Source organism: Marinobacterium aestuariivivens (assembly GCF_042661465.1).
Taxonomy (GTDB): Bacteria; Pseudomonadota; Gammaproteobacteria; order Pseudomonadales; family Balneatricaceae; genus Marinobacterium_A; species Marinobacterium_A aestuariivivens.
In genome coordinates this window covers 70,890-89,758 of sequence record NZ_JBHSWE010000001.1, presented here as the reverse complement: position 1 = coordinate 89,758, position 18,869 = coordinate 70,890, and the positions used below count along the sequence as shown (strand labels likewise).

The following is an 18,869-nucleotide window of genomic DNA, read 5'->3' as shown; positions in this document are numbered from 1 at the left end:
GCGATGAAAAACTATACGGAACTGCTCAACGACGTCACCGCCTTCATCTGGCAGGAGGCCGATCTGCTCGACCACAAGGCCTACCAGTCATGGCTCGATCTCTGGGCCGACAGCGGCCTCTACATCGTGCCGGCGGAACTCAAGGCCGATGACTACGAAAATAGTCTCAACCTTGCGCTGGATGACGCCGACATGCGCCGCATGCGCGTGGCGCGCCTCGAAAGCGGCGAGTCTGTGTCGGCCAAATCCACGCTGAACACGGTGCGCATGGTATCCCGCGTGCGCCTTCTCGAGGGCGGCGAAAACCTGGTTATTGCGCGTTGCGCCCAGACCCTCAACGAGATGCGTCACGGCAAGCTGGTGACTTATCCGGCGGATATCGAGTACCGGCTGCGGCCGGTGGCGGACGGCTTTCGCATCGAGCGCAAGGTCGTGAAGCTGCTGCACGCCGAGAGTTTCCTGCGCACCGTCAGCTTTATCTTCTGAGGAGGTGCGGCATGACTCACCTAAACGAACCACAGGTGGCACTGGTCACCGGCGCCGCTCAGGGACTGGGGCGGCACATCGCCGCCAGACTGCACGCGGCGGGATATCGCATCGTGCTGAGCGATATCTCGCTGGCGGCCGCCGAAGCGGCAGCAGGCGCGCTGGATGCCAGTGGCGGGACGGTGCTGCCGCTGGCGCTTGACGTCGCCCGCCACGAGGATTTCGAAGCGGCGCTGGCGGCGACGCTGGCGCGCTGGGACGGCCTGCAGGTGCTGGTCAACAATGCCGCCGTCACCCGGGCCACGCCGGTGATGGAAATCTCCGCCGCCGAGTTCGCGGAGGTCGTCAATATAAATCTGGGCAGCACCTTCTCGGGCTGTCAGGTGATAGGCCGCTACATGGCCGATCGGGGCTACGGCCGCATCATGAATATGGCGTCGCTCGCCGGGCAGAACGGCGGCACTTCCACCGGGGCCCACTACGCCGCGTCGAAGGGGGATCATCACCCTCACCAAAGTGTTCGCCAGGGAGTTGGCGGGGCGGGGCGTCACGGTCAATGCGATTGCCCCCGGCCCGATCGACTCGCCGATGGTCAAGGCGCTGGTGCCGGAGGAACGGCTGCCGGGCCTGCTACAGGCGATTCCGGCCGGACGGCTCGGCGATGCCGGCTTTGTCGGCGATCTGGTGGTGCAGCTGGCGCGTCCCGAAGCCTATTTCACCACCGGCGCCACCCTGGATATCAATGGCGGCATCTTCATGCGCTGAGGTACAACCATGAATAGCACCATCACAGAGAACACCATCAATGCCCGCGTGCTGCGACGCGAGGACCAGACCGGCGACATCGCGGCGTTCGAGCTGGCGGCGGCGGACGGCAGTCCGCTGCCGGCGTTCGAGGCCGGGGCTCATATCGACGTGATCCTGGCGTCCGGGCTGATCCGTCAATACTCGCTCAGCAATGCGCCGGGCGACTCGGTCTACCGCCTGGGTATCCTGAACGACCCCAACTCCCGCGGCGGCTCTCGTCAGATCCACGAGAGCCTCCGGGAGGGCAGCGAGGTGCGGATCAGTGCGCCGCGCAACCACTTTCCGCTCGATCCGAAGGCCCGGCACAGCCTGCTGATCGGCGGCGGTATCGGTATCACACCGATGATCGCCATGGCTTATGCGCTGAAGGCGGCCGACCTGTCGTTCGAGCTGCACTATTGCTGCCGCAGCGAATCGCGGGCGGCATTCCTGGAGGAGCTCAAGCGCGAGTTCGGGCCCCGGCTCCTGCTGCATTTCGACGATGCGGGCGATGCCAATCTCGTCGATCCCAAAGGGCTGTGCCAGTCCGCAGAGGCCGGCACCCACCTGTACGTCTGTGGACCGACCGGCTTCATGGACTGGGTCATCGAACAGGCGAAAGCTGCGGGAATGCCGAAGGGGTCCATCCATTTCGAATATTTCAGTGCCGAGGTCGAGACCGGCGGCGAGGCATTCGAGGTGGTCGCGGCGCAGAGCGGCGTCAGGGTCCAGGTCGGCGCCGACCAGACCATCGCCCAGGCACTCAAGGCGGCGGGCGTCAAGGTCGAGATGTACTGCGAGCAGGGCGTCTGCGGCTCCTGTATCTGCGACGTGCTCGAGGGTATCCCCGATCACCGCGACCACTTCCTCTCGGAGGAGGAGCGCGAGGACAACGATCAGATCGCCCCCTGCTGTTCGCGGGCCCAGACGCCGCGCCTGGTACTGGATATCTGAAGGGGATTTCGAAATGGCGTGAAAGGCGCCCGGTTTCCCAACCGACTGGCAATAACAATAACGGTGATAACAATGAAAAACCCACTCAAGTTCTGCGCTGCACTGGCACTCTCACTGACCGCGGCCCTGTCCCAGGCCGACACCACCAAACTGACGTTGTCCTCCTGGCTGCCGTCCGGTCACCCGCTGGTGAAGGACGTCATCGTGCCCTGGACCGAACAGGTCGAGCAGGCGACCGAAGGCCGCGTCGAGATCGTCATGCTGCCCTCCGCGCTGGGGCATCCGAAAATGCACTACGACATTGCCCGCGACGGTCAGGCGGATATCACCTACGGCGCCCACGGTTATACTCCGGGCCGTTTCAAGCTCTACAAGATGGTCGAGTTTCCGTTCGGCGGCGACAGCGCCGAGGCGACCTCGGTCGCCTACTGGAAGGTCTACAACCAGTCCCTGGGCAAGGCCGGCGAGCACCGGGACGTGCAACTGCTGGGGCTCTTTACCCACGGTCCGGGTCATATCCACAACAGCCGGAAAACCGTTTCCGCTGCGGCTGACCTGAAGGGACTCAAGCTGCGTGTCGGCGGCGGCATCATGAACGATCTGGCCTCGGATCTTGGCGCCGTGACGTTGCAGAAGCCCTCGTCCAGCATCTACGAACTGATGTCCAGCGGCGTCGCCGACGGCACCCTGTTCCCGCTGGAGTCGGTGACGGCGTTCAACATCCAGGACAAGGCCACGCATACCACCCTGGTGCCGGGCGGTCTGTACAACTTCAGCTTCTTCGTGGCGATGAACCGGGACCGCTTCGCCGGCCTGTCGCAGCAGGATCAGGACGCCGTCATGTCGGTGTCGGGCGAAGCGCTGGCACGCCTGGCCGGCCGGGTCTGGGATCGTGTCGATGCGGCCGCGCTGGAGGCGTTGAAAACCAACGGCAACGAGATTACCGAGGCGCCGGAAGCTCTCATCGACGAAGTCCGGGCCAGCGTCGATCCAATGGTCGAGGCCTGGCAGGCGGAGGCTGCAGAACTTGGCATCGACGGCGCCGCTGCGTTGCAGGCGTTTCGTGCCGAGAGCGATGCGCCGGCGGCGCCCTGAGGTGATGCATGGATACCGTAAACTCCGAAACCCTGATCCGCTGGTTTGACCGGCTGGTCAATCGGCCGCTGCGGGTCGTCGCGATGGTGGTGATGTTCCTGATGATGGCGACGACGCTGGTCGACGTGGTGGGGCGTTATCTGTTCGACGCGCCGCTGAAAGGAGCCTTCGAACTCACCGAGCTGATGCTGGCGGCGGTCATTTTTCTGGGACTGCCGCTGATCACCGCGGAAAACGGCCATATCGCCGTGGACTTGCTGGACTCGCTCATGCCGGCCCGGCTGCAGCGCTGGTTGATCGGGTTGGCGAATGTGCTGGCATTCGGCGTTTTCGCCTGGGTGCTCTGGGACAAGGCGTTCAAGGTGCTGCGTTACGGGGACACCACTGCCGTGCTGCAGATCCCCTATGCCTGGCTCTGTTTTCTGATGGCCGCGACCACGACACTGTCGACGCTGGCGCTGCTGCTGATGCTGTTTATCAAGGGTGACCGTCTGGTCGTCCGGGGAGGCCACTGATGGAAGCCAGTCTGATCGGCTTTGCAGCGCTGATGGTGCTGATCCTGGCACGGGTTCCGCTCGGAGTCGCGATGGGGGCGGTCGGTGTCATCGGCTTCGCGCTCACCCAGATGTTCGAATACGGCAACCCGCGCGGCTGGAACGCCGCGTTGACCATGATCGGTTCCACTGCCTTCGATACGGGACTCGCGTACGGGCTGTCGGTGGTGCCGCTGTTCCTGCTGATGGGAAACCTGATTACCGAGTCGGGCATGTCTCGCGAACTCTACCGTGCCGCCAACGCCTTTCTCGGTCACTTCAAGGGCGGACTGGCGCTGGCGACAGTCGTCTCCTGCGGCGCTTTTTCCGCCGTCTGCGGCAGTTCCATGGCGACCGCGGCGACGATGTCGAAGGTCGCGATGCCATCGATGCGCGAATACCGCTATGCCGACAGCCTGGCCACCGGGGCCATCGCTGCAGGCGGCACCCTGGGGATTCTGATTCCGCCGAGCGTCATCCTGGTTATCTATGGCCTGATGACCGAAACGGATATTGGCAAGCTGTTCGTCGCGGGACTGTTGCCTGGTCTCGTGGGCGTGCTGCTCTACATGGCGGCCGTCTCGGTCGTGGTACACCTCAAGCCGGAGATCGGGCCCGCGGGTGAGCGGTCCGGTTGGGGTGAACGGCGCGAGGCGCTGAAAGGTGTCGGGTGTATCGGGGTTATCTTCATCGTCGTGATGGGGGGCATCTATGCCGGCATCTTCACACCCACCGAGGCGGCGGGAATCGGCGCCTCGGGTGCCTTTCTGCTCGCGCTGCTAAGCGGCCGGATTGGCGCTGCCGGCATCCGCCGTGCCCTGACCAACGCCGCTCGCACCACGGCGATGCTGTTTTTCCTGGTGATCGGCGCGGTGATCTTCTCCAACTTCATCAACCTCACCGGGTTGCCGATGTTGCTGCGGGACTGGGTCATGGCGCAGGGCTTCGGACTGCTGACCGTGATCCTGGTGCTGGTGGCGATCTATCTGCTGCTCGGCTGCGTGCTCGAGAGCATGTCGATGATCCTGCTGACGGTGCCGGTGTTTTACCCGATGGTCCAGGCCATGGGCATGGACCTGATCTGGTTTGGCATCCTGGTGGTAGTGGTCACCGAGATCAGCCTGATCACGCCCCCGGTCGGCATGAACGTCTTTGTGCTGCGCGGTGTGGTGTCCGACGTCAAGCTGTCGACCATTTTCCGCGGAGTGACGCCGTTCTGGGTGGCTGACCTGTGCCGGTTGGCGCTGATTGCCACTGTTCCGTCCATATCGCTGCTGTTGCCCGGAACGCTGGGCTGACTCTGCCACACAACAAAGGAAGAGCGAAATCATGAAAAAAGGTGTAATGCGTCCAGGTCACGTACAGCTCCGGGTACTGGATATCGACGAAGCGGTGGCTCACTACCGCGACCTGATGGGGCTGATCGAAGTCGAAACCGACAGCCAGGGCCGTGTCTATCTGAAGGGCTGGACCGAGGTCGACAAGTTCTCGGTGGTGCTGCGCGAGGCCGATGCGCCGGGCATGGACTTTATGGCGTTCAAGGTGCTCAACGATGAAGTGCTGGAGCGGCTGCACGGTGAGCTGGTCGAGTACGGCTGCGCGGTCGAGCAGATCCCGGCCGGCGAGCTCAACGGCTGCGGCCGCCGCATCCGCTTCATCGTTCCGACCGGTCATTCGTTCGAGCTGTTCGCCGAGAAGGAGCAGACCGGCCGCTACGGCATCGGCAATCACAACCCGGAAGCCTGGCCGCGTGATCTCAAGGGCATGAAGGCGCAGCGCTTCGACCACTGCCTGCTTTACGGTGACGACATCGACGGCACCTACGAGCTGTTCAACGAGGTGCTCGGTTTCGATCTGTGCGAACAGGTGGTCGACCCCGAAGGCAACCGTGTCGCCCAGTTCCTCACCGTGTCGATGAAGGCCCACGACGTCGCCTTTATCAAGCATCCGGAGAAGAATAGGTTCCATCACGCATCGTTCTTCCTCGAGACCTGGGAGGACGTGCTGCGGGCCGGCGACCTGATCTCGATGACCGACACCTCGATCGATATCGGCCCGACCCGCCACGGCATCACCCACGGCCAGACGATCTACTTCTTCGACCCGTCCGGCAACCGCAACGAGGTGTTCTGCGGCGGCGACGCCTTCTACCCGGATCACCCGCCGGTCACCTGGGACGCGGACAAGCTGGGCAAGGCGATCTTCTACCACGACCGTCAGCTCAACGAACGCTTCCTCACCGTACTGACCTGATCCCGGCGCGAGCCGGTGACGACATCACTATCGCCCGATCAGGGGCGAGGGCCCTCTGTTGCCTGCTTCAAGGCACGGGGGGCAAACCTAACCAACATTTTCGGGGGCCTTATGAACTTCGATCCCAAGGATTTCCGTCGTGCGCTGGGCAAGTTTCCCACCGGCGTTACCGTCATCACCACCCGGGACCAAAACGGTGAGCGCATCGGCGTGACCGCCAGCAGCTTCAACTCGGTTTCGATCGATCCGGCGCTGGTGCTCTGGAGTATCGACAAGGGAGCCTACAGCCTCGAAGCCTTTACAGAGGGCCGCCACTTCGCGGTCAACGTGCTGCGCAACGACCAGGTCGAGCTATCCAACCGCTTTGCCCGGCGCGGCGAGGACAAATTCGCCGGTATCGAGGTGCGCGAAGGTCTTGGTAACAGTCCGCTGCTGCCGGGCGCCGCCGCGGTATTCGAATGCCGCACCTGGAATGTATATGAAGGCGGCGACCACTTCATCGTCGTTGGCGAGGTGCTGAATTACAGCTACGAAGACAATGCCAGCTCGCTGGTGTTCCACAACGGGCACTATGCGGTGCCCGAGGTCCACCCGGCGGCCAAGTCGCCGACCGAGTCGCTGCTGGCGCGTGGTTTCCTCGGCGATTACCTGCTTTACCTGTTGCGGCAGAGCCTGACAGCCTACCGCGAGGACTTTTATCCGCGCCTCGGCCACTTCGGCATCACCGCCGAAGAGTGGCGGGTGCTGACGTTGCTGGCCGACGGCGGCACGCAGGAGGCTCGGGAGATCGCCGGGCAGGTTTCCCAGCCTGTCGAAGCACTGCTGGAAACCGGCGAATGGTTGCAGGACAAAGGCCTCATCCGCATCGATGGTGAACGCCTCGAATTGACCGGGAAAGGCATGGGCGTTACCGATCAGCTGCTGGATATGGCGATTGAGCACGAACGGCAGACCCTGGCGTGCCTGTCCGAGGCGCAGCAGCAGGCGCTCAAGGAGAACCTCAAGAGCCTGTACCGGGCCTTGGGGTAATTCGGGCATGGAGAGGGTCGATAAAGCGAAATACCGGATCAGGCTCGAGAACGGCGGCGGGATGTTCGAGGTCCGGGCCGGTCTCAGCCTGCTTGCGGCGATGGAGCAGGCCGGTGCGGCGCTGATCCCGGTCGGTTGCCGGGGCGGTGGTTGCGGGCGCTGCCGGGTTCGCGTGCTCGCGGGGCATTACGACAGCAAGCGCATGAGCCGGGCCTATATCTGCGCGCGGGACGAAAGTTTCGGCCGGGTCCTGGCCTGCCGGATCTTCCCCCGTGAAGACCTGTTGATCCGGGTCGAAACACCGCCCGTCCCCCCAGAGCAGGACCCGCCGGAGTGAGACGTCGAGAATGAGTTGCCGCTTGGGGCGCAGTAGGCAAAGACATTGCTCTCACGGGGCAAGCCAGTCGAATCATCGACTTACCGACAGGTGAGTCCCGGCGTCCGGGACGAGGCAACCTGAACATCAGGGCCCGAAACGATTCCGACGGGGCTTCGCGCGGGATTATGATCCCGAAAATGGGAATATAAGTACTCGTTTTGCTGGCTTCATTCCTGATTTGAGACATCTATACTGGCTCCAAGTCACATTCGAATAACCATTTCCGGGACGCGAACAGACGTTTTCGAGGATTCTCGAGGCAGTGGGCAGGAGTAAAGACATGCAAGAGTTCAAACACTTTATCAACGGCGCATACGTGGGTTCGGCCAGCGGCAAGACCTTCGAGAACCGTTGCCCGGTCGACGGCAGCCTGATCGGCCAGGTCCACGAGGCCGGCCGCGACGAGGTCGATGCCGCGGTACGCGCCGCCAAGGCCGCCCTGAAAGGGCCCTGGGCCAAGCTGACCCAGGCGCAGCGCATCGAACTGCTGAACAGGGTCGCCGACCGCATCAACGAGCGCTTCGACGAGTTCCTCGAGGCCGAGTCCCGCGATACCGGCAAGCCCCACAGCATCGCCAGCCATATCGACATCCCGCGCGGTGCGGCCAACTTCAAGGCCTTCTCCGAGACCCTGGCCAACCATCCGACCGAGGGCTTCCGCCTCGACACCCCGGACGGCAAGGGCGCCCTGAACGTCGGCCACCGCACGCCGAAGGGCGTGATCGCGGTGATCAGCCCCTGGAACCTGCCGCTGCTGCTGATGACCTGGAAGGTCGGCCCGGCGCTGGCCTGCGGCAACACCGTTGTGGTCAAGCCGTCGGAAGAGACCCCGGCCACCACCACGCTGCTGGGCGAGGTGATGAACGAGTGCGGCGTGCCGGCGGGCGTGTTCAACGTCGTGCACGGCTTCGGACCGGATTCGGCCGGCGAGTTCCTGACCACGCACCCGCTGGTCGACGCCATTACCTTCACCGGCGAGACCCGCACCGGTGAGGCGATCATGAAGGCCGCGGCGGTGGGCCTGCGCAATATCTCGCTGGAGTGCGGCGGCAAGAACCCCGGTATCGTCTTCGCCGACTGCGACCTGGAGAAGGCGGTCGAGGGCACCATGCGCTCCGCCTTCGTCAACTGCGGCGGTGTGCACGGGCACCGAGCGCGTCTACGTCGAGCGCCCGGTCTATGACGCCTTCCTCTCGAGGATGAAGGAAGAGGTCGCGAAACTGAAACTGGGCCGCCCGGAAGACAGGGACGCCAACTTCGGTCCGCTGGTCAGCCACGAGCACCGCGAGAAGGTGCACAGCTACTACAAGCTGGCGGTGGAAGAGGGCGCGACCGTCGAGATCGGCGGCGGCATCCCCGACATGGGCGAGGCGCTGAACGGCGGCGCCTGGATCGAGCCGACCATCTGGACCGGACTTGCCGATGACGCCCGGGTGATCCGCGAGGAGATCTTCGGTCCCTGCTGTCACATCCGCCCGTTCGATTCCGAAGAGGAAGTGATCGCACTGGCCAACGACACCGACTACGGTCTGGCCGCGGCGATCTGGACCGAGAACAGCGCCCGCGCGGTGCGCGTCGCCGAGCAGATCGAAGCCGGCATCGTCTGGGTCAACAGCTGGTTCCTGCGCGATCTGCGCACCGCTTTCGGCGGCGCCAAGCAGTCCGGCATCGGCCGCGAGGGCGGGGTTCACGGACTGGAGTTCTACACCGAGCTGAAGAACATCTGCATCAAGCTCTGAGGAGCCTTACGTAGGGTGGAATGAGCTTGCGAATTCCACCGATGCTTTCTGGCAAAAAGGTGGAATTCGGGCCTTCGGCACTCATTCCACCCTACACGAATGCAAACAAATTCACGCGGGACACTTTCTATGCAACAAGAGCAAATCCAGGCGCTCGGCGACGAACTCTACCAGGCGCTGACCCGTCGCGAGACTCTGCGTCCGCTGACCGAACGCTTCAGCGATATCAGCATCGAGGATGCCTACCATATCTCGCTGCGGATGGTGGAGCGCCGCGTCGAGGCGGGCGAGAAGATCATCGGCAAGAAGATCGGCCTGACCTCGAAGGCGGTGCAGACCATGCTCGGCGTCGACCAGCCGGATTTCGGTTTCCTGACCGACAAGATGGCGTTCAGCCAGGGCGAGGAGATGCCGATCTCCGAGCGGCTGATCCAGCCCAAGGCCGAAGGCGAGATCGCCTTCATCCTGAAAAAGGACCTGCTGGGGCCGGGCCTGACCGCGGCCGACGTACTGGCGGCGACCGATTGCGTGCTGCCGTGCTTCGAGGTGGTGGATTCACGCATTGAGAACTGGCAGATCAAGATCCAGGACACCGTCGCCGACAACGCCTCCTGCGGCCTCTTTGTCCTCGGTGACAGTGCCGTCGATCCGCGCAAGGTCGACCTGCGCACCTGCGGCATGGTGGTGGAGAAGAACGGCGAGCTGCTGAGCACCGGCGCCGGCGCGGCAGCGCTGGGCAGCCCGGTCAACTGCGTCGCCTGGCTGGCCAACACCCTCGGTCAGTTCGGCATTCCGCTGAAGGCCGGCGAGGTGATCCTGTCCGGATCCCTGGTGCCGCTGGAGCCGGTCAAGGCCGGTGACTTCATGAGCGTCAGTATCGGTGGCATCGGCAACGCCTCGGTGCGCTTTACCTGATCGGCACCCATGGCTCCCACTGTTCGATAACTCTTTCAGGACAATTGCTATGACTCAAAAACTCAAAGCCGCCATTATCGGCCCCGGCAATATCGGTACCGACCTGCTGATGAAAATGCAGCGCTCCGAATGGATCGAGCCGGTCTGGATGGTCGGCATCGACCCCGAATCCGAGGGCCTCAAGCGCGCCCGCGAGATGGGCATCAAGACCTGCGCGGAAGGCGTTGACGGCCTGCTGCCGCACGTCATCGCGGACGATATCCGCGTCGCCTTCGATGCCACCTCGGCCTATGTCCACGCCGAGAACAGCCGCAAGCTCAACGAATTGGGCGTCATCATGGTCGACCTGACCCCGGCGGCGATCGGCCCCTACTGCGTGCCGCCGGTCAACCTGCAGGACCACGCCAAGAACCTCGAGATGAACGTCAACATGGTCACCTGCGGCGGCCAGGCCACCATCCCGATGGTGGCGGCGGTCTCCCGCGTGCAGCCGGTCGAGTACGGCGAAATCATCGCCACCGTCTCGTCCCGTTCGGTCGGCCCCGGCACGCGCCAGAACATCGACGAGTTCACCCGCACCACCGCCGGCGCCGTGGAAAAGGTCGGCGGGGCGAAGAAGGGCAAGGCGATCATCATCATCAACCCGGCCGAGCCGCCGCTGATCATGCGCGACACCGTCCATTGCCTGACCGAGGGCGAGCCGGATCAGGCGGCGATCACCGAGTCGGTCCACGCCATGGTGGCCGAAGTGCAGAAATACGTGCCGGGCTACCGCCTGGTCAACGGCCCGGTGTTCGACGGCAACCGCGTCTCGATGTTCATGGAGGTCGAGGGTCTGGGCGACTTCCTGCCGAAATACGCCGGCAACCTGGACATCATGACCGCGGCGGGCCTGCGCACCGCGGAGATGTTCGCCGAAGAAGCGGCGAACGGCACCATCACTTTGCCGGCACGCGGTTGAGGAGGATTTGATGATGAACCTGAAAGGCAAGAACGTCACCCTGCACGATATGTCCTTGCGCGACGGCATGCATGCCAAGCGCCACCAGATCAGCCTGGACGAGATGGTCAGCATCGCCACCGGCCTCGACGAGGCCGGCATGCCGCTGATCGAGGTGACCCACGGTGACGGCCTCGGCGGCACCTCGGTCAACTACGGCTTCCCGGCCCACAGTGACGAGGAATACCTCAACGCCGTGGTGCCGAAGATGAAGCAGGCGAAGATCTCGGCGCTGCTGCTGCCGGGCATCGGCACCGTCGATCACCTGAAGATGGCGCGCGACTGCGGCGTTTCGACCATCCGCGTCGCCACCCACTGCACCGAGGCCGACGTCTCGCAGCAGCACATCGGCCTGGCCGCGAAGATGGAGATGGACACCGTCGGCTTCCTGATGATGGCCCATATGGCGAGCCCCGAGAAGGTCCTCGAGCAGGCGAAGCTGATGGTCGGCTACGGCGCCAACTGCGTCTACTGCACCGACTCGGCCGGTTACATGCTGCCGGACGAGGTCAGCGAGAAGATCGGCCTGCTGCGCAGCGAACTGCCTGCGAACATCGAGATCGGCTTCCACGGCCATCACAACATGGGCATGGCGATCGCCAACTCCCGGCCGCGATCGACGCCGGTGCGACCCGCATCGACGGCTCGGTGGCGGGCCTCGGCGCCGGTGCCGGCAACACCCCGCTGGAGGTGCTCTGCGCGGTGCTCGATCGCATGGGCGCCAACACCGGCATCGATCTGTACAGGATCATGGATGTGGCCGAGGACCGGGTGGTGCCGCTGATGGACCAGCCGATCCGCGTCGACCGCGACGCCCTGACCCTGGGTTACGCTGGCGTCTATTCCTCCTTCCTGCTGTTCGCCCAGCGCGCCGAGAAGAAGTACGGCATCCCGGCCCGCGACATCCTGGTCGAACTGGGCCGTCGCGGCACCGTCGGCGGCCAGGAGGACATGATCGAGGACCTGGCGCTGACCATGGCGAAAGAGAAAGGCCTGGTTTAACCACCGAAACGAATATGGCGACGGCGGATGGCGGTGCGCTTCGCGCACCGCCATCCGCCGGACCAACCGAAAGGACAGAAACAATGGGCAACCTGACCAAGCAGCAGATCGAAGAACTGGCGATCCACCTGGAAAACGCCGAGCTCGAAGCGTACGAAGTCACCAAGATCACCGACGACTTCCCCGACATGACCTACGAGGATGCGTTTGACATCCAGTGGGAGATCCGCCGCCGCAAGGAAGAGCGTGGCAACAAGATCGTCGGCATGAAGATGGGCCTGACCTCCTGGGCCAAGATGGCACAGATGGGCGTCGAGCATCCCTGCTACGGCTTCCTGGCCGACTACTTCAGCGTGCCGGACGGCGGCGAGATCAGGCATGCCGAGCTGATCCACCCGAAGATCGAGGCGGAGCTGGCGTTCGTGCTGAAAGACGAGCTCAAGGGCCCGGGCGTGCATATCGGCGACGTGCTGCGCGCCACCGACTTCGTGGTGCCGGCGGTCGAGGTGATCGACTCGCGTTACAAGGACTTCAAGTTCGACCTGAAAAGCGTCATCGCCGACAACTCCAGCTCGACCCGCTTCGTGACCGGCGGGCGCATGGCGCCGCCGTCGGAGCTGGACCTCAAGACCCTTGGCGTGGTGATGGAGATCAACGGCGAAGTGGTGCAGACCGGCGCCGGTGCGGCGGTGCTGGGCCATCCGGCAGCCTCGGTGGCGATGCTGGCGAACATGCTCGGCGAGCGCGGCGAAAGCCTGCCGGCGGGCAGCTTCATCATGATCGGCGCCATCACCGCGGCGATGCCGGTCAATCCGGGCGACAACTTCAGCGTCCACTATCAGGGGCTCGGCTCGGTCAGCGGGCGTTTCGTCTAAGGAGAAAGCGTCATGCCTATTCTGCAGGTCAATATGATGGAAGGTCGCAGCGACGAGCAGAAGGAAGCGCTGATCCACGAGCTTACCGAAGCCTGTTACAGGGCGGTCGGTGCGCCGCGGGAGTCGGTGCGTGTACTGATCAACGAGATTCCGAAAACGCAGTTCGGTATCGGCGGCCAGTCGGCGAAAAAGCTCGGACGGTAGTCGGGAAAGGGGCGCGGCTCAGGTCAAGACCGGCCTTTCGGCCGGAACCTGGCCTGCGACCCTGTTTCGGCCCTGCTGCTTGGCCTGGTGGGGCCCTATCGGCACGGCGCAGCAACATATCGAACGCATCGACAGCGAACTCGGCCACCCGAAGCTGGCAGTCACGGTGAGACCCGGGCGGAAGGTGCTTCGTGCAATCAGCGTCCGGAGCTTTTCCGCGGCGAGGCTGCTGCAAGGGGTTAACGACCGGAATTCGCGCTTTCCGGGCGCCTGAGCCAGTCGAGGGCGGCGTCCCTGTCATCGAAGTGTTTCACCTCGCCCGCAATGAACCAGCTGCCGATGCGTGCGGCCCAGTCCATCCAGTCGCGATGACCGTAGATCGCGATCCGGGTGAATTCTCTGCCGTGGTGAAGGCCGATCTTCAAGTCGTCCCAGGCCGCGTGCGGTTCCCAGCCACGGAACTCCTCGGCATCGACGAAAGCCCGTATCTTCGGCTGCTTCACGCTGCCGAGTTTCGACTCCAGTACCGGCGTGATGGCGGCGTAGTCGTCATGGGTCAACTTGCCCAGTGCCTTGAAAGACAGCATGAACTCATCATTTACCTGGTTGATCTCGAGTGTAAGGCCGTGTCTGTCGGTACCCATGCCACTCTCCCGTTGTTGCTGCTTCCAAAAGGTGGACCCGTTTTGGCGCCGACGCCAGTCGTTTTCCTCACACTTCCTGAAATTCCATACCCGGGATGCCACAAACGTAGCGCATCGTGCCGAACAGCGTGCAGGTCGCTGGACGGCTGTTCATGAACAAGCCTCAGCAAATACCGCCGGTGCGCTATGTCCGCCAGCTGCGGTGCCGGGCTACACTTCAGGCATGAATGAACAAAAGGTCAACCGGGGAGGGTTCAGGATGCACAGCATTGCCAGAGGGTCCTGTCTTGCGCTGGTGCTGGGCGCGTTGTTGTCCCAGGCAGTCTGGGCCCACCATGGCTGGGCCTGGGCGACAGACGACGAGTTCGAGTTGAGCGGTGTCATCATTGACGTGCGCCTTGGCAATCCCCATGGTGAACTGACGCTGGAGGTGGGAGCCGAGCACTGGATCGTCGAAGTGGGACAGCCATGGCGCAATACCCGCGCGGGACTGACGGAGGAGCTGTTGCGGCCGGGACAGGCAATCACCGCCCATGGTCACCGGTCCGCGCGGGAAGGGGAGAAGCGGATGAAAGCTGAGCGTCTCGTCATCGATGGGAACAACCACGTGCTCTACCCGGATCGGGAATCCTGATAGGCGGCTTTCCGAACGACCATGATCGGAGACTGGCTGGCGACTCTGGAAGCCATGGGCTTCGCCGTGGCGTTGCGACATTCCGTCTGGACCTATCCGCTGGTCAACGCTGCACATATTCTCGGTGTGGCGTTATTGTTGGGGGCGATCCTGCCGCTGGATCTGCGTCTGCTGGGGCTGTGGCGGACGGTACCGCTGGCCCCGCTCTGGCGGGTACTCACCCGCACCGCCAGTGCCGGACTCGCACTGGCCCTGATCTGCGGAGGCTTGCTGTTCGCGACAAGGGCGACCGAGTATGCGGCCTCCAGCCTGTTCACTACCAAAATGATCCTGGTCTTCGCCGGCTGCGCGAATGCGCTGGCTCTGCGCTTGCTACTGCCTGGCAGAGAATCACCCCGCTGGCCCGAAACCGGCGTGCCGCTACTGCGTCTGCGCCTCGCCGCCGGATTTTCCCTGGTCGCCTGGCTGGCGACCATGACGCTGGGGCGCCTTGTCGGCTATTTTTAGGTTCATTGCGCTCAAACGGGCGCCAAAGCGTCGCCGGCCTCCTCGGGCGAACCATCCACCTGAAACGCTTCATGGAAGCTGACGGTGCCCTGCGGAAGCTGTCCATCGATCGATAGCGCGAAACTTAGCGCTGGGTGCGCTCCTTGATCTCGGCGATGCTCTTGCAGTCCACGCACAGGTTCGCCGTCGGGCGCGCTTCCAGGCGACGAATGCCAATTTCGATGCCACAGGTATCGCAAAAGCCGTAATCGTCCTCGCGGATGCGCTCCAGTGTCTGGTTGATCTTGCGGATCAGCTTGCTTTCGCGGTCCCGGGTGCGCAGCTCCAGGGTCATCTCCTCCTGCTGCGTGGCACGGTCCAGCGGGTCGGCGTGGTTCATGGGGCCCTGTTGCAGGTGCCCGACGGTATTGCTGATGTCCTGCAGCAGAGCCTGGCGCCATTTCAGCAGTATTTGCGTGAAATGCGCGCGCTGCTGCTCGTTCATGTAGTCTTCACTGTCGCAGACGGTGTAGGGGACGAAGCTGATATCACTGATCTGGTGGGCATTCTGAAGCATGTTTGACCACTGTTATTCTGGTTATTAAAAAGCGGGCGGAGAAACTACCAGAATTCTCCTGTGCATGCCAGAACAAGCGGAGCAGGCCGGAAGGAGCAGCTATATTCAGGTGGGGTACCGTCACGGGTCGATAGGCTCGGCCTCTCACCGTTTCAAGGAGCATTACCATGTTAAGGACAATCTGTATCGCCACCTCGGTCGCCCTGCTGTCTGCTTGCGCGCAACAACCGATGAACACCGTCGACGGTCCGGTGACGAAGCCCGAGGCCGCCCAGGGGCAGCAGTGGCAGTGGGTCGGCAAGACCTCGGAGCGGGAGCGGCTGGAGGTGGCGCAGCCGGAGCAGTATACCCTCGAGTTCCAGCCGGACGGCCGGGTGCTCGCGCGCTTCGACTGCAACCGCGGCAATGGCCGCTATGAGATCGGAGACGGAACCCTGGCGTTCGGGGCGATCGCAACGACCCGCATGGCCTGCCTGCCGGGTTCGCTCGATACCACCCTGATGCAGGCGCTGGACCGGGTCGAGGGCTTCCGGGTCGAGGGCGGCCAGCTCTACCTGCAGCTCGCCGACGATGCCGGCACGCTGCGCTTCAGACCGGCGCCCTGAATCCAAACGCAGCACTCTGCAGGCAGGCCTGCCGACCGGGGGCTGCCGGGCTTTTCCGTCGAAGATCGATGCTGCGTCCGACAGGCTCCTAAAGGTCTTTCCGCGCCTTGTCTATCAGCTCCAGGACCCTCTCGATATCGCCGATCTCGGGGCCCATCAGCAACGCCAGCTTGGTGAGGAACAGGGCTTCACGGTCGGGGCCGACCGTATCGAGGCTTGCGGCCAGGGTGTCATAGAGTGTTTCCAGGTCCTGGACGGACAGGTTCGGGGTCGTCATTTCAGTTCTCCTCCAGGTTCTGCAGTACCTGTGCAAGCGTTGCGGGCAGCCCGTCGGTGTCGAGGGCCTTCCAGCGGCCGCAGACATGCTGGTCCGGTCGCACCAGGTAGGCGCTGCCGGCTCTGGCGCCGTATTTTTCGAACAACCGGCCGCTGCGGTCGATCAGGGTCGGGTTATCGCTCCGGGGCTCGCCGCGGCGGCAGACGGTCAGGACCTCGAACGGGACACCGCGCGCCTGCAACCGATCCCGCTGTGTGGCCAGCGCCGGGGGCAGCTCCGGCTCCGCGGCAAACCAGAGCAGGCAGAAGCCCACTGGCAGGTGATCGAGCAGGTAGTCGTTGTCGCCCAGGCGCAGGTTCTGCAGCGGCGCACCCTTGGCCGGACCCGATACGAACATTTCATTGTCGTCCGCCTGCACGTTGAGCGGGCTGTGGTGGTAGTCGTGGGGCCTGGAGGTGCGCCAGTGGAACAGCGGGCCGACGAAGGGCTCGCTCAGCGACAGCGACAGGGTCGCATCGCGCAGCAGCCGGAAGCCGCGGCTCGGCGGCGTTATGAAGCGGGTGCTCTTGCCGGCCTCGGCGATGATCTCGCGGGCCGCCGCGACGCGTTCGTCCGAGTAGCTCTGCAGCAGCGCCCGGGGCGCCAGGCCCCGGCAACGAAAGCCAGTTTCCAGGCCAGGTTCTGGGCGTCCTGGAAGCCGGTGTTGGCGCCGCGTACGCCGAAGATCGGCAGCAGGTGGGCGGCATCGCCGGTGAAGATCACCCGATCCCGGACATAATCCGGCAGCGTCAGGGCGCGGGCCGAATAGACCGAACACCAGTCCAGTTCCCAGGGGCATCGACGCCGATCATCTCGAGCTGGGCCTGGATGCGGCGATTCAGCGCTTCGGGCGCCAGCGCCTGCTCCGGGGTCTCGTCCGGCGGCAACTGGTAGTCGAGACGCCAGATGCCGTCCGGTTCGCGGTGCATCAGGATGGTGTTGCCCGGATTCCAGTCCGGGTCGAAGAACGCCAGCCGCTCGGTCGGCAGGTCGATGTCGATGCGGATATCGGCAATGACGAAGTGGCCGCTGTAGCTGTCGCCCTCCATACGCAGGTCGAGCAACTGACGCACGGTGGAGCGGGCGCCGTCGGCGGCAACCAGCCAGTCGCAGTCGAGACCGTAGGCGCCTTCGGGGGTATCGAGTTCGAGGCGGACGCCGTCGTCACCGTTGTCGATGCCGGTGACCCTGGTGCCCCAGCGCAGTTCGATCAGCGGCGTCTGCAGTACCCGCTCGAGCAGGTATTCCTCCAGGTATTGCTGCTGCAGGTTGTTCATCGGCGCGAAACGGTCGTCGTCGTCATGGGGCGCCTCCATCCGGAACACCCGCCGGCCGCGGTAGATGGAGTTGCCAAAACGCCAGGGCAGGGCTTTTTCCAGCATCCGGTCGGCGACTCCGACCTGTTGCAGGATCTCCATCGAACGACGGGTGAAGACGATGGCACGGCTGCCATGGGAAACCTGGCATTCGGCTTCGACGATCACCGACGGCACGCCGTAACGGGCCAGATCCAGCGCGGTGGTGAGGCCGATGGGACCGGCACCGACGATGATCACCGGGTAGCGGCGGGATTCGCCGCGCTGCTCGGGGGCGGTCTCGAACGGATAGACCCGGTAATCGTAATAGATCGACGCACGCGGCGTCGTCTGTGGCTGATGCATGGCAGCGCTCCTGCTTCTGTTGCTGTTGTTGTGCGGCCAGACTACCCGGGCCGCAGGCTATACTTGTCCCTGTCAAAAGGGGACAAAGCCGAGGCGCGAAGACCGCTAGGCTGATCGGATCATAAGGCAGCGGGAGTCGTGATGAAGGACGGGAATCTGGCGGGGCCGGGTCTCGAGATTGCGGCCTGCATCGAGGCGCTCGGCAGCGGACGCTTCTATCCGCGATTCTTTCAACTGATGGAGGCGATCGCCCGGATCGACCAGTACATGGTGTTCGGCTTTTCGGACGACCGTGACCAGGCGCGCTGCTATCTGGCCCACAACGTGGCGGATCCGGAACTCGGCGTCCGGCTGGCTGCCCAGTATGTCGACGGCAATTACCGCAAGGACGAGCTTCTGAGCCGGCTGGCCGACGAGCTTCTGAGCCGGCTGGCCGACGAGCTGCTGAGCCGTCCGAGCCGGCCGGCCTGCGAGCTGTTGCTGAGGGGCGGCTGGCGCCGGTCTACCGCCGTCGCTTCTTCAATATGCCCGACCTCAACGAGAAATTCGCCATCGTCGCCCGGGAGGAGGAGAGTGGCCGCATCTTCTACATCAACTTCTATCGCGCCGGTCGCGATGGCGGCTTCTCGCAGCCGGAGATCGAACGGCTCGGGCAGCAGGTACCGCTGATCAGTGCGCTGCTGATCCGGCACTTCC

At 63.9% G+C, this 18,869-nt stretch carries 21 protein-coding genes and 3 pseudogenes; 19 read left to right on the top strand and 5 right to left on the bottom strand.

Translation table 11 applies throughout. From position 1 onward, the window contains the following. Positions 1-3: 3 nt before the first annotated feature. The 15 genes and pseudogenes from ACFQDL_RS00460 (at position 4) to ACFQDL_RS00390 (ending at position 13,250) form a co-directional block, all read left to right on the top strand. Positions 4-486, top strand: coding sequence for an aromatic-ring-hydroxylating dioxygenase subunit beta (locus ACFQDL_RS00460; RefSeq protein WP_379907308.1), 483 nt, complete (start codon positions 4-6; stop codon positions 484-486). 11 nt (positions 487-497) lie between these two features. Continuing rightward, positions 498-1,251 (top strand): annotated as a pseudogene (locus ACFQDL_RS00455) (SDR family NAD(P)-dependent oxidoreductase). Positions 1,252-1,260: 9 nt separating this feature from the next. Further along, entirely contained in the window at positions 1,261-2,226 is a 966-nt protein-coding gene (locus tag ACFQDL_RS00450) for a PDR/VanB family oxidoreductase (RefSeq protein ID WP_379907306.1), read from the top strand. A gap of 72 nt (positions 2,227-2,298) precedes the next feature. Beyond that, complete coding sequence (locus ACFQDL_RS00445; protein ID WP_379907304.1) at positions 2,299-3,321, top strand: TRAP transporter substrate-binding protein; 1,023 nt, start codon at positions 2,299-2,301, stop codon at positions 3,319-3,321. An 8-nt stretch (positions 3,322-3,329) separates the two neighbouring features. Continuing rightward, a complete protein-coding gene (locus ACFQDL_RS00440; protein ID WP_379907302.1) occupies positions 3,330-3,836 on the top strand; it encodes a TRAP transporter small permease in 507 nt (168 codons plus the stop codon). Continuing rightward, positions 3,836-5,152: a TRAP transporter large permease gene (locus tag ACFQDL_RS00435; protein ID WP_379907300.1), complete on the top strand. Its 1,317-nt coding sequence runs from the start codon at positions 3,836-3,838 to the stop codon at positions 5,150-5,152. Before ACFQDL_RS00440 ends, ACFQDL_RS00435 begins: the two co-directional genes overlap by 1 nt. Positions 5,153-5,183: 31 nt before the next feature. Then, on the top strand, positions 5,184-6,107 hold the full coding sequence (locus tag ACFQDL_RS00430; RefSeq protein WP_379907299.1) for a catechol 2,3-dioxygenase: 924 nt from the start codon (positions 5,184-5,186) through the stop codon (positions 6,105-6,107). Positions 6,108-6,218: 111 nt separating this feature from the next. After that, positions 6,219-7,136, top strand: a complete 918-nt coding sequence (locus ACFQDL_RS00425; RefSeq protein WP_379907298.1) for a flavin reductase — start codon at positions 6,219-6,221, stop codon at positions 7,134-7,136. 7 nt (positions 7,137-7,143) lie between these two features. Next, positions 7,144-7,473, top strand: coding sequence for a 2Fe-2S iron-sulfur cluster-binding protein (locus tag ACFQDL_RS00420; protein ID WP_379907296.1), 330 nt, complete (start codon positions 7,144-7,146; stop codon positions 7,471-7,473). Positions 7,474-7,795: 322 nt separating this feature from the next. Further along, positions 7,796-9,254 (top strand): annotated as a pseudogene (locus ACFQDL_RS00415) (2-hydroxymuconic semialdehyde dehydrogenase). A 129-nt stretch (positions 9,255-9,383) separates the two neighbouring features. Continuing rightward, positions 9,384-10,169 carry a 2-oxopent-4-enoate hydratase gene (gene dmpE / locus ACFQDL_RS00410; RefSeq protein ID WP_379907295.1) on the top strand — a complete coding sequence of 262 codons (786 nt, stop codon included), beginning with the start codon at positions 9,384-9,386 and terminating at the stop codon, positions 10,167-10,169. 49 nt (positions 10,170-10,218) lie between these two features. Beyond that, entirely contained in the window at positions 10,219-11,130 is a 912-nt protein-coding gene (locus ACFQDL_RS00405) for an acetaldehyde dehydrogenase (acetylating) (protein WP_379907294.1), read from the top strand. A 13-nt stretch (positions 11,131-11,143) separates the two neighbouring features. Beyond that, positions 11,144-12,171, top strand: a pseudogene (gene dmpG / locus ACFQDL_RS00400) (4-hydroxy-2-oxovalerate aldolase). An 83-nt stretch (positions 12,172-12,254) separates the two neighbouring features. Next, positions 12,255-13,046: a 2-oxo-3-hexenedioate decarboxylase gene (gene dmpH, locus ACFQDL_RS00395; protein WP_379907293.1), complete on the top strand. Its 792-nt coding sequence runs from the start codon at positions 12,255-12,257 to the stop codon at positions 13,044-13,046. 12 nt (positions 13,047-13,058) lie between these two features. Continuing rightward, positions 13,059-13,250: a 2-hydroxymuconate tautomerase gene (locus tag ACFQDL_RS00390; RefSeq protein ID WP_379907291.1), complete on the top strand. Its 192-nt coding sequence runs from the start codon at positions 13,059-13,061 to the stop codon at positions 13,248-13,250. Positions 13,251-13,489: 239 nt separating this feature from the next. Here ACFQDL_RS00390 and ACFQDL_RS00385 read toward each other — a convergent pair whose 3' ends face one another. After that, the gene (locus ACFQDL_RS00385; protein WP_379907289.1) at positions 13,490-13,894 is read right to left on the bottom strand and encodes a SpoIIAA family protein; all 405 of its coding nucleotides are present in this window, start codon (positions 13,892-13,894) and stop codon (positions 13,490-13,492) included. Positions 13,895-14,153: 259 nt separating this feature from the next. Here ACFQDL_RS00385 and ACFQDL_RS00380 point away from each other — a divergent pair, with 259 nt between their 5' ends. Both ACFQDL_RS00380 and ACFQDL_RS00375 read left to right on the top strand, forming a co-directional pair. Continuing rightward, on the top strand, positions 14,154-14,528 hold the full coding sequence (locus tag ACFQDL_RS00380; protein ID WP_379907287.1) for a DUF6152 family protein: 375 nt from the start codon (positions 14,154-14,156) through the stop codon (positions 14,526-14,528). A 21-nt stretch (positions 14,529-14,549) separates the two neighbouring features. Beyond that, positions 14,550-15,035, top strand: coding sequence for a hypothetical protein (locus ACFQDL_RS00375; RefSeq protein ID WP_379907285.1), 486 nt, complete (start codon positions 14,550-14,552; stop codon positions 15,033-15,035). A 124-nt stretch (positions 15,036-15,159) separates the two neighbouring features. Here ACFQDL_RS00375 and dksA read toward each other — a convergent pair whose 3' ends face one another. Then, positions 15,160-15,591, bottom strand: a complete 432-nt coding sequence (dksA, locus tag ACFQDL_RS00370; protein ID WP_379907284.1) for an RNA polymerase-binding protein DksA — start codon at positions 15,589-15,591, stop codon at positions 15,160-15,162. Positions 15,592-15,758: 167 nt separating this feature from the next. Here dksA and ACFQDL_RS00365 point away from each other — a divergent pair, with 167 nt between their 5' ends. Beyond that, positions 15,759-16,196 (top strand): META domain-containing protein, encoded by a 438-nt coding sequence (locus tag ACFQDL_RS00365; RefSeq protein WP_379907282.1) that lies wholly within the window; start codon positions 15,759-15,761, stop codon positions 16,194-16,196. A gap of 88 nt (positions 16,197-16,284) precedes the next feature. Here ACFQDL_RS00365 and ACFQDL_RS00360 read toward each other — a convergent pair whose 3' ends face one another. The 3 genes from ACFQDL_RS00360 to ACFQDL_RS00350 all read right to left on the bottom strand — a co-directional run bounded on the left by ACFQDL_RS00360 (position 16,285) and on the right by ACFQDL_RS00350 (position 18,173). Next, positions 16,285-16,473, bottom strand: coding sequence for a hypothetical protein (locus tag ACFQDL_RS00360; protein WP_379907280.1), 189 nt, complete (start codon positions 16,471-16,473; stop codon positions 16,285-16,287). A 549-nt stretch (positions 16,474-17,022) separates the two neighbouring features. Beyond that, positions 17,023-17,259: an FAD-dependent monooxygenase gene (locus tag ACFQDL_RS00355; protein WP_379912786.1), complete on the bottom strand. Its 237-nt coding sequence runs from the start codon at positions 17,257-17,259 to the stop codon at positions 17,023-17,025. Between the two features lie 2 nt (positions 17,260-17,261). Next, entirely contained in the window at positions 17,262-18,173 is a 912-nt protein-coding gene (locus ACFQDL_RS00350) for an FAD-dependent monooxygenase (protein ID WP_379907278.1), read from the bottom strand. Between the two features lie 141 nt (positions 18,174-18,314). On the opposite strand from ACFQDL_RS00350, the gene ACFQDL_RS00345 reads away from it, so the two are divergent. Next, on the top strand, positions 18,315-18,842 hold the full coding sequence (locus tag ACFQDL_RS00345; RefSeq protein ID WP_379907276.1) for a hypothetical protein: 528 nt from the start codon (positions 18,315-18,317) through the stop codon (positions 18,840-18,842). Positions 18,843-18,869 lie beyond the last annotated feature (27 nt).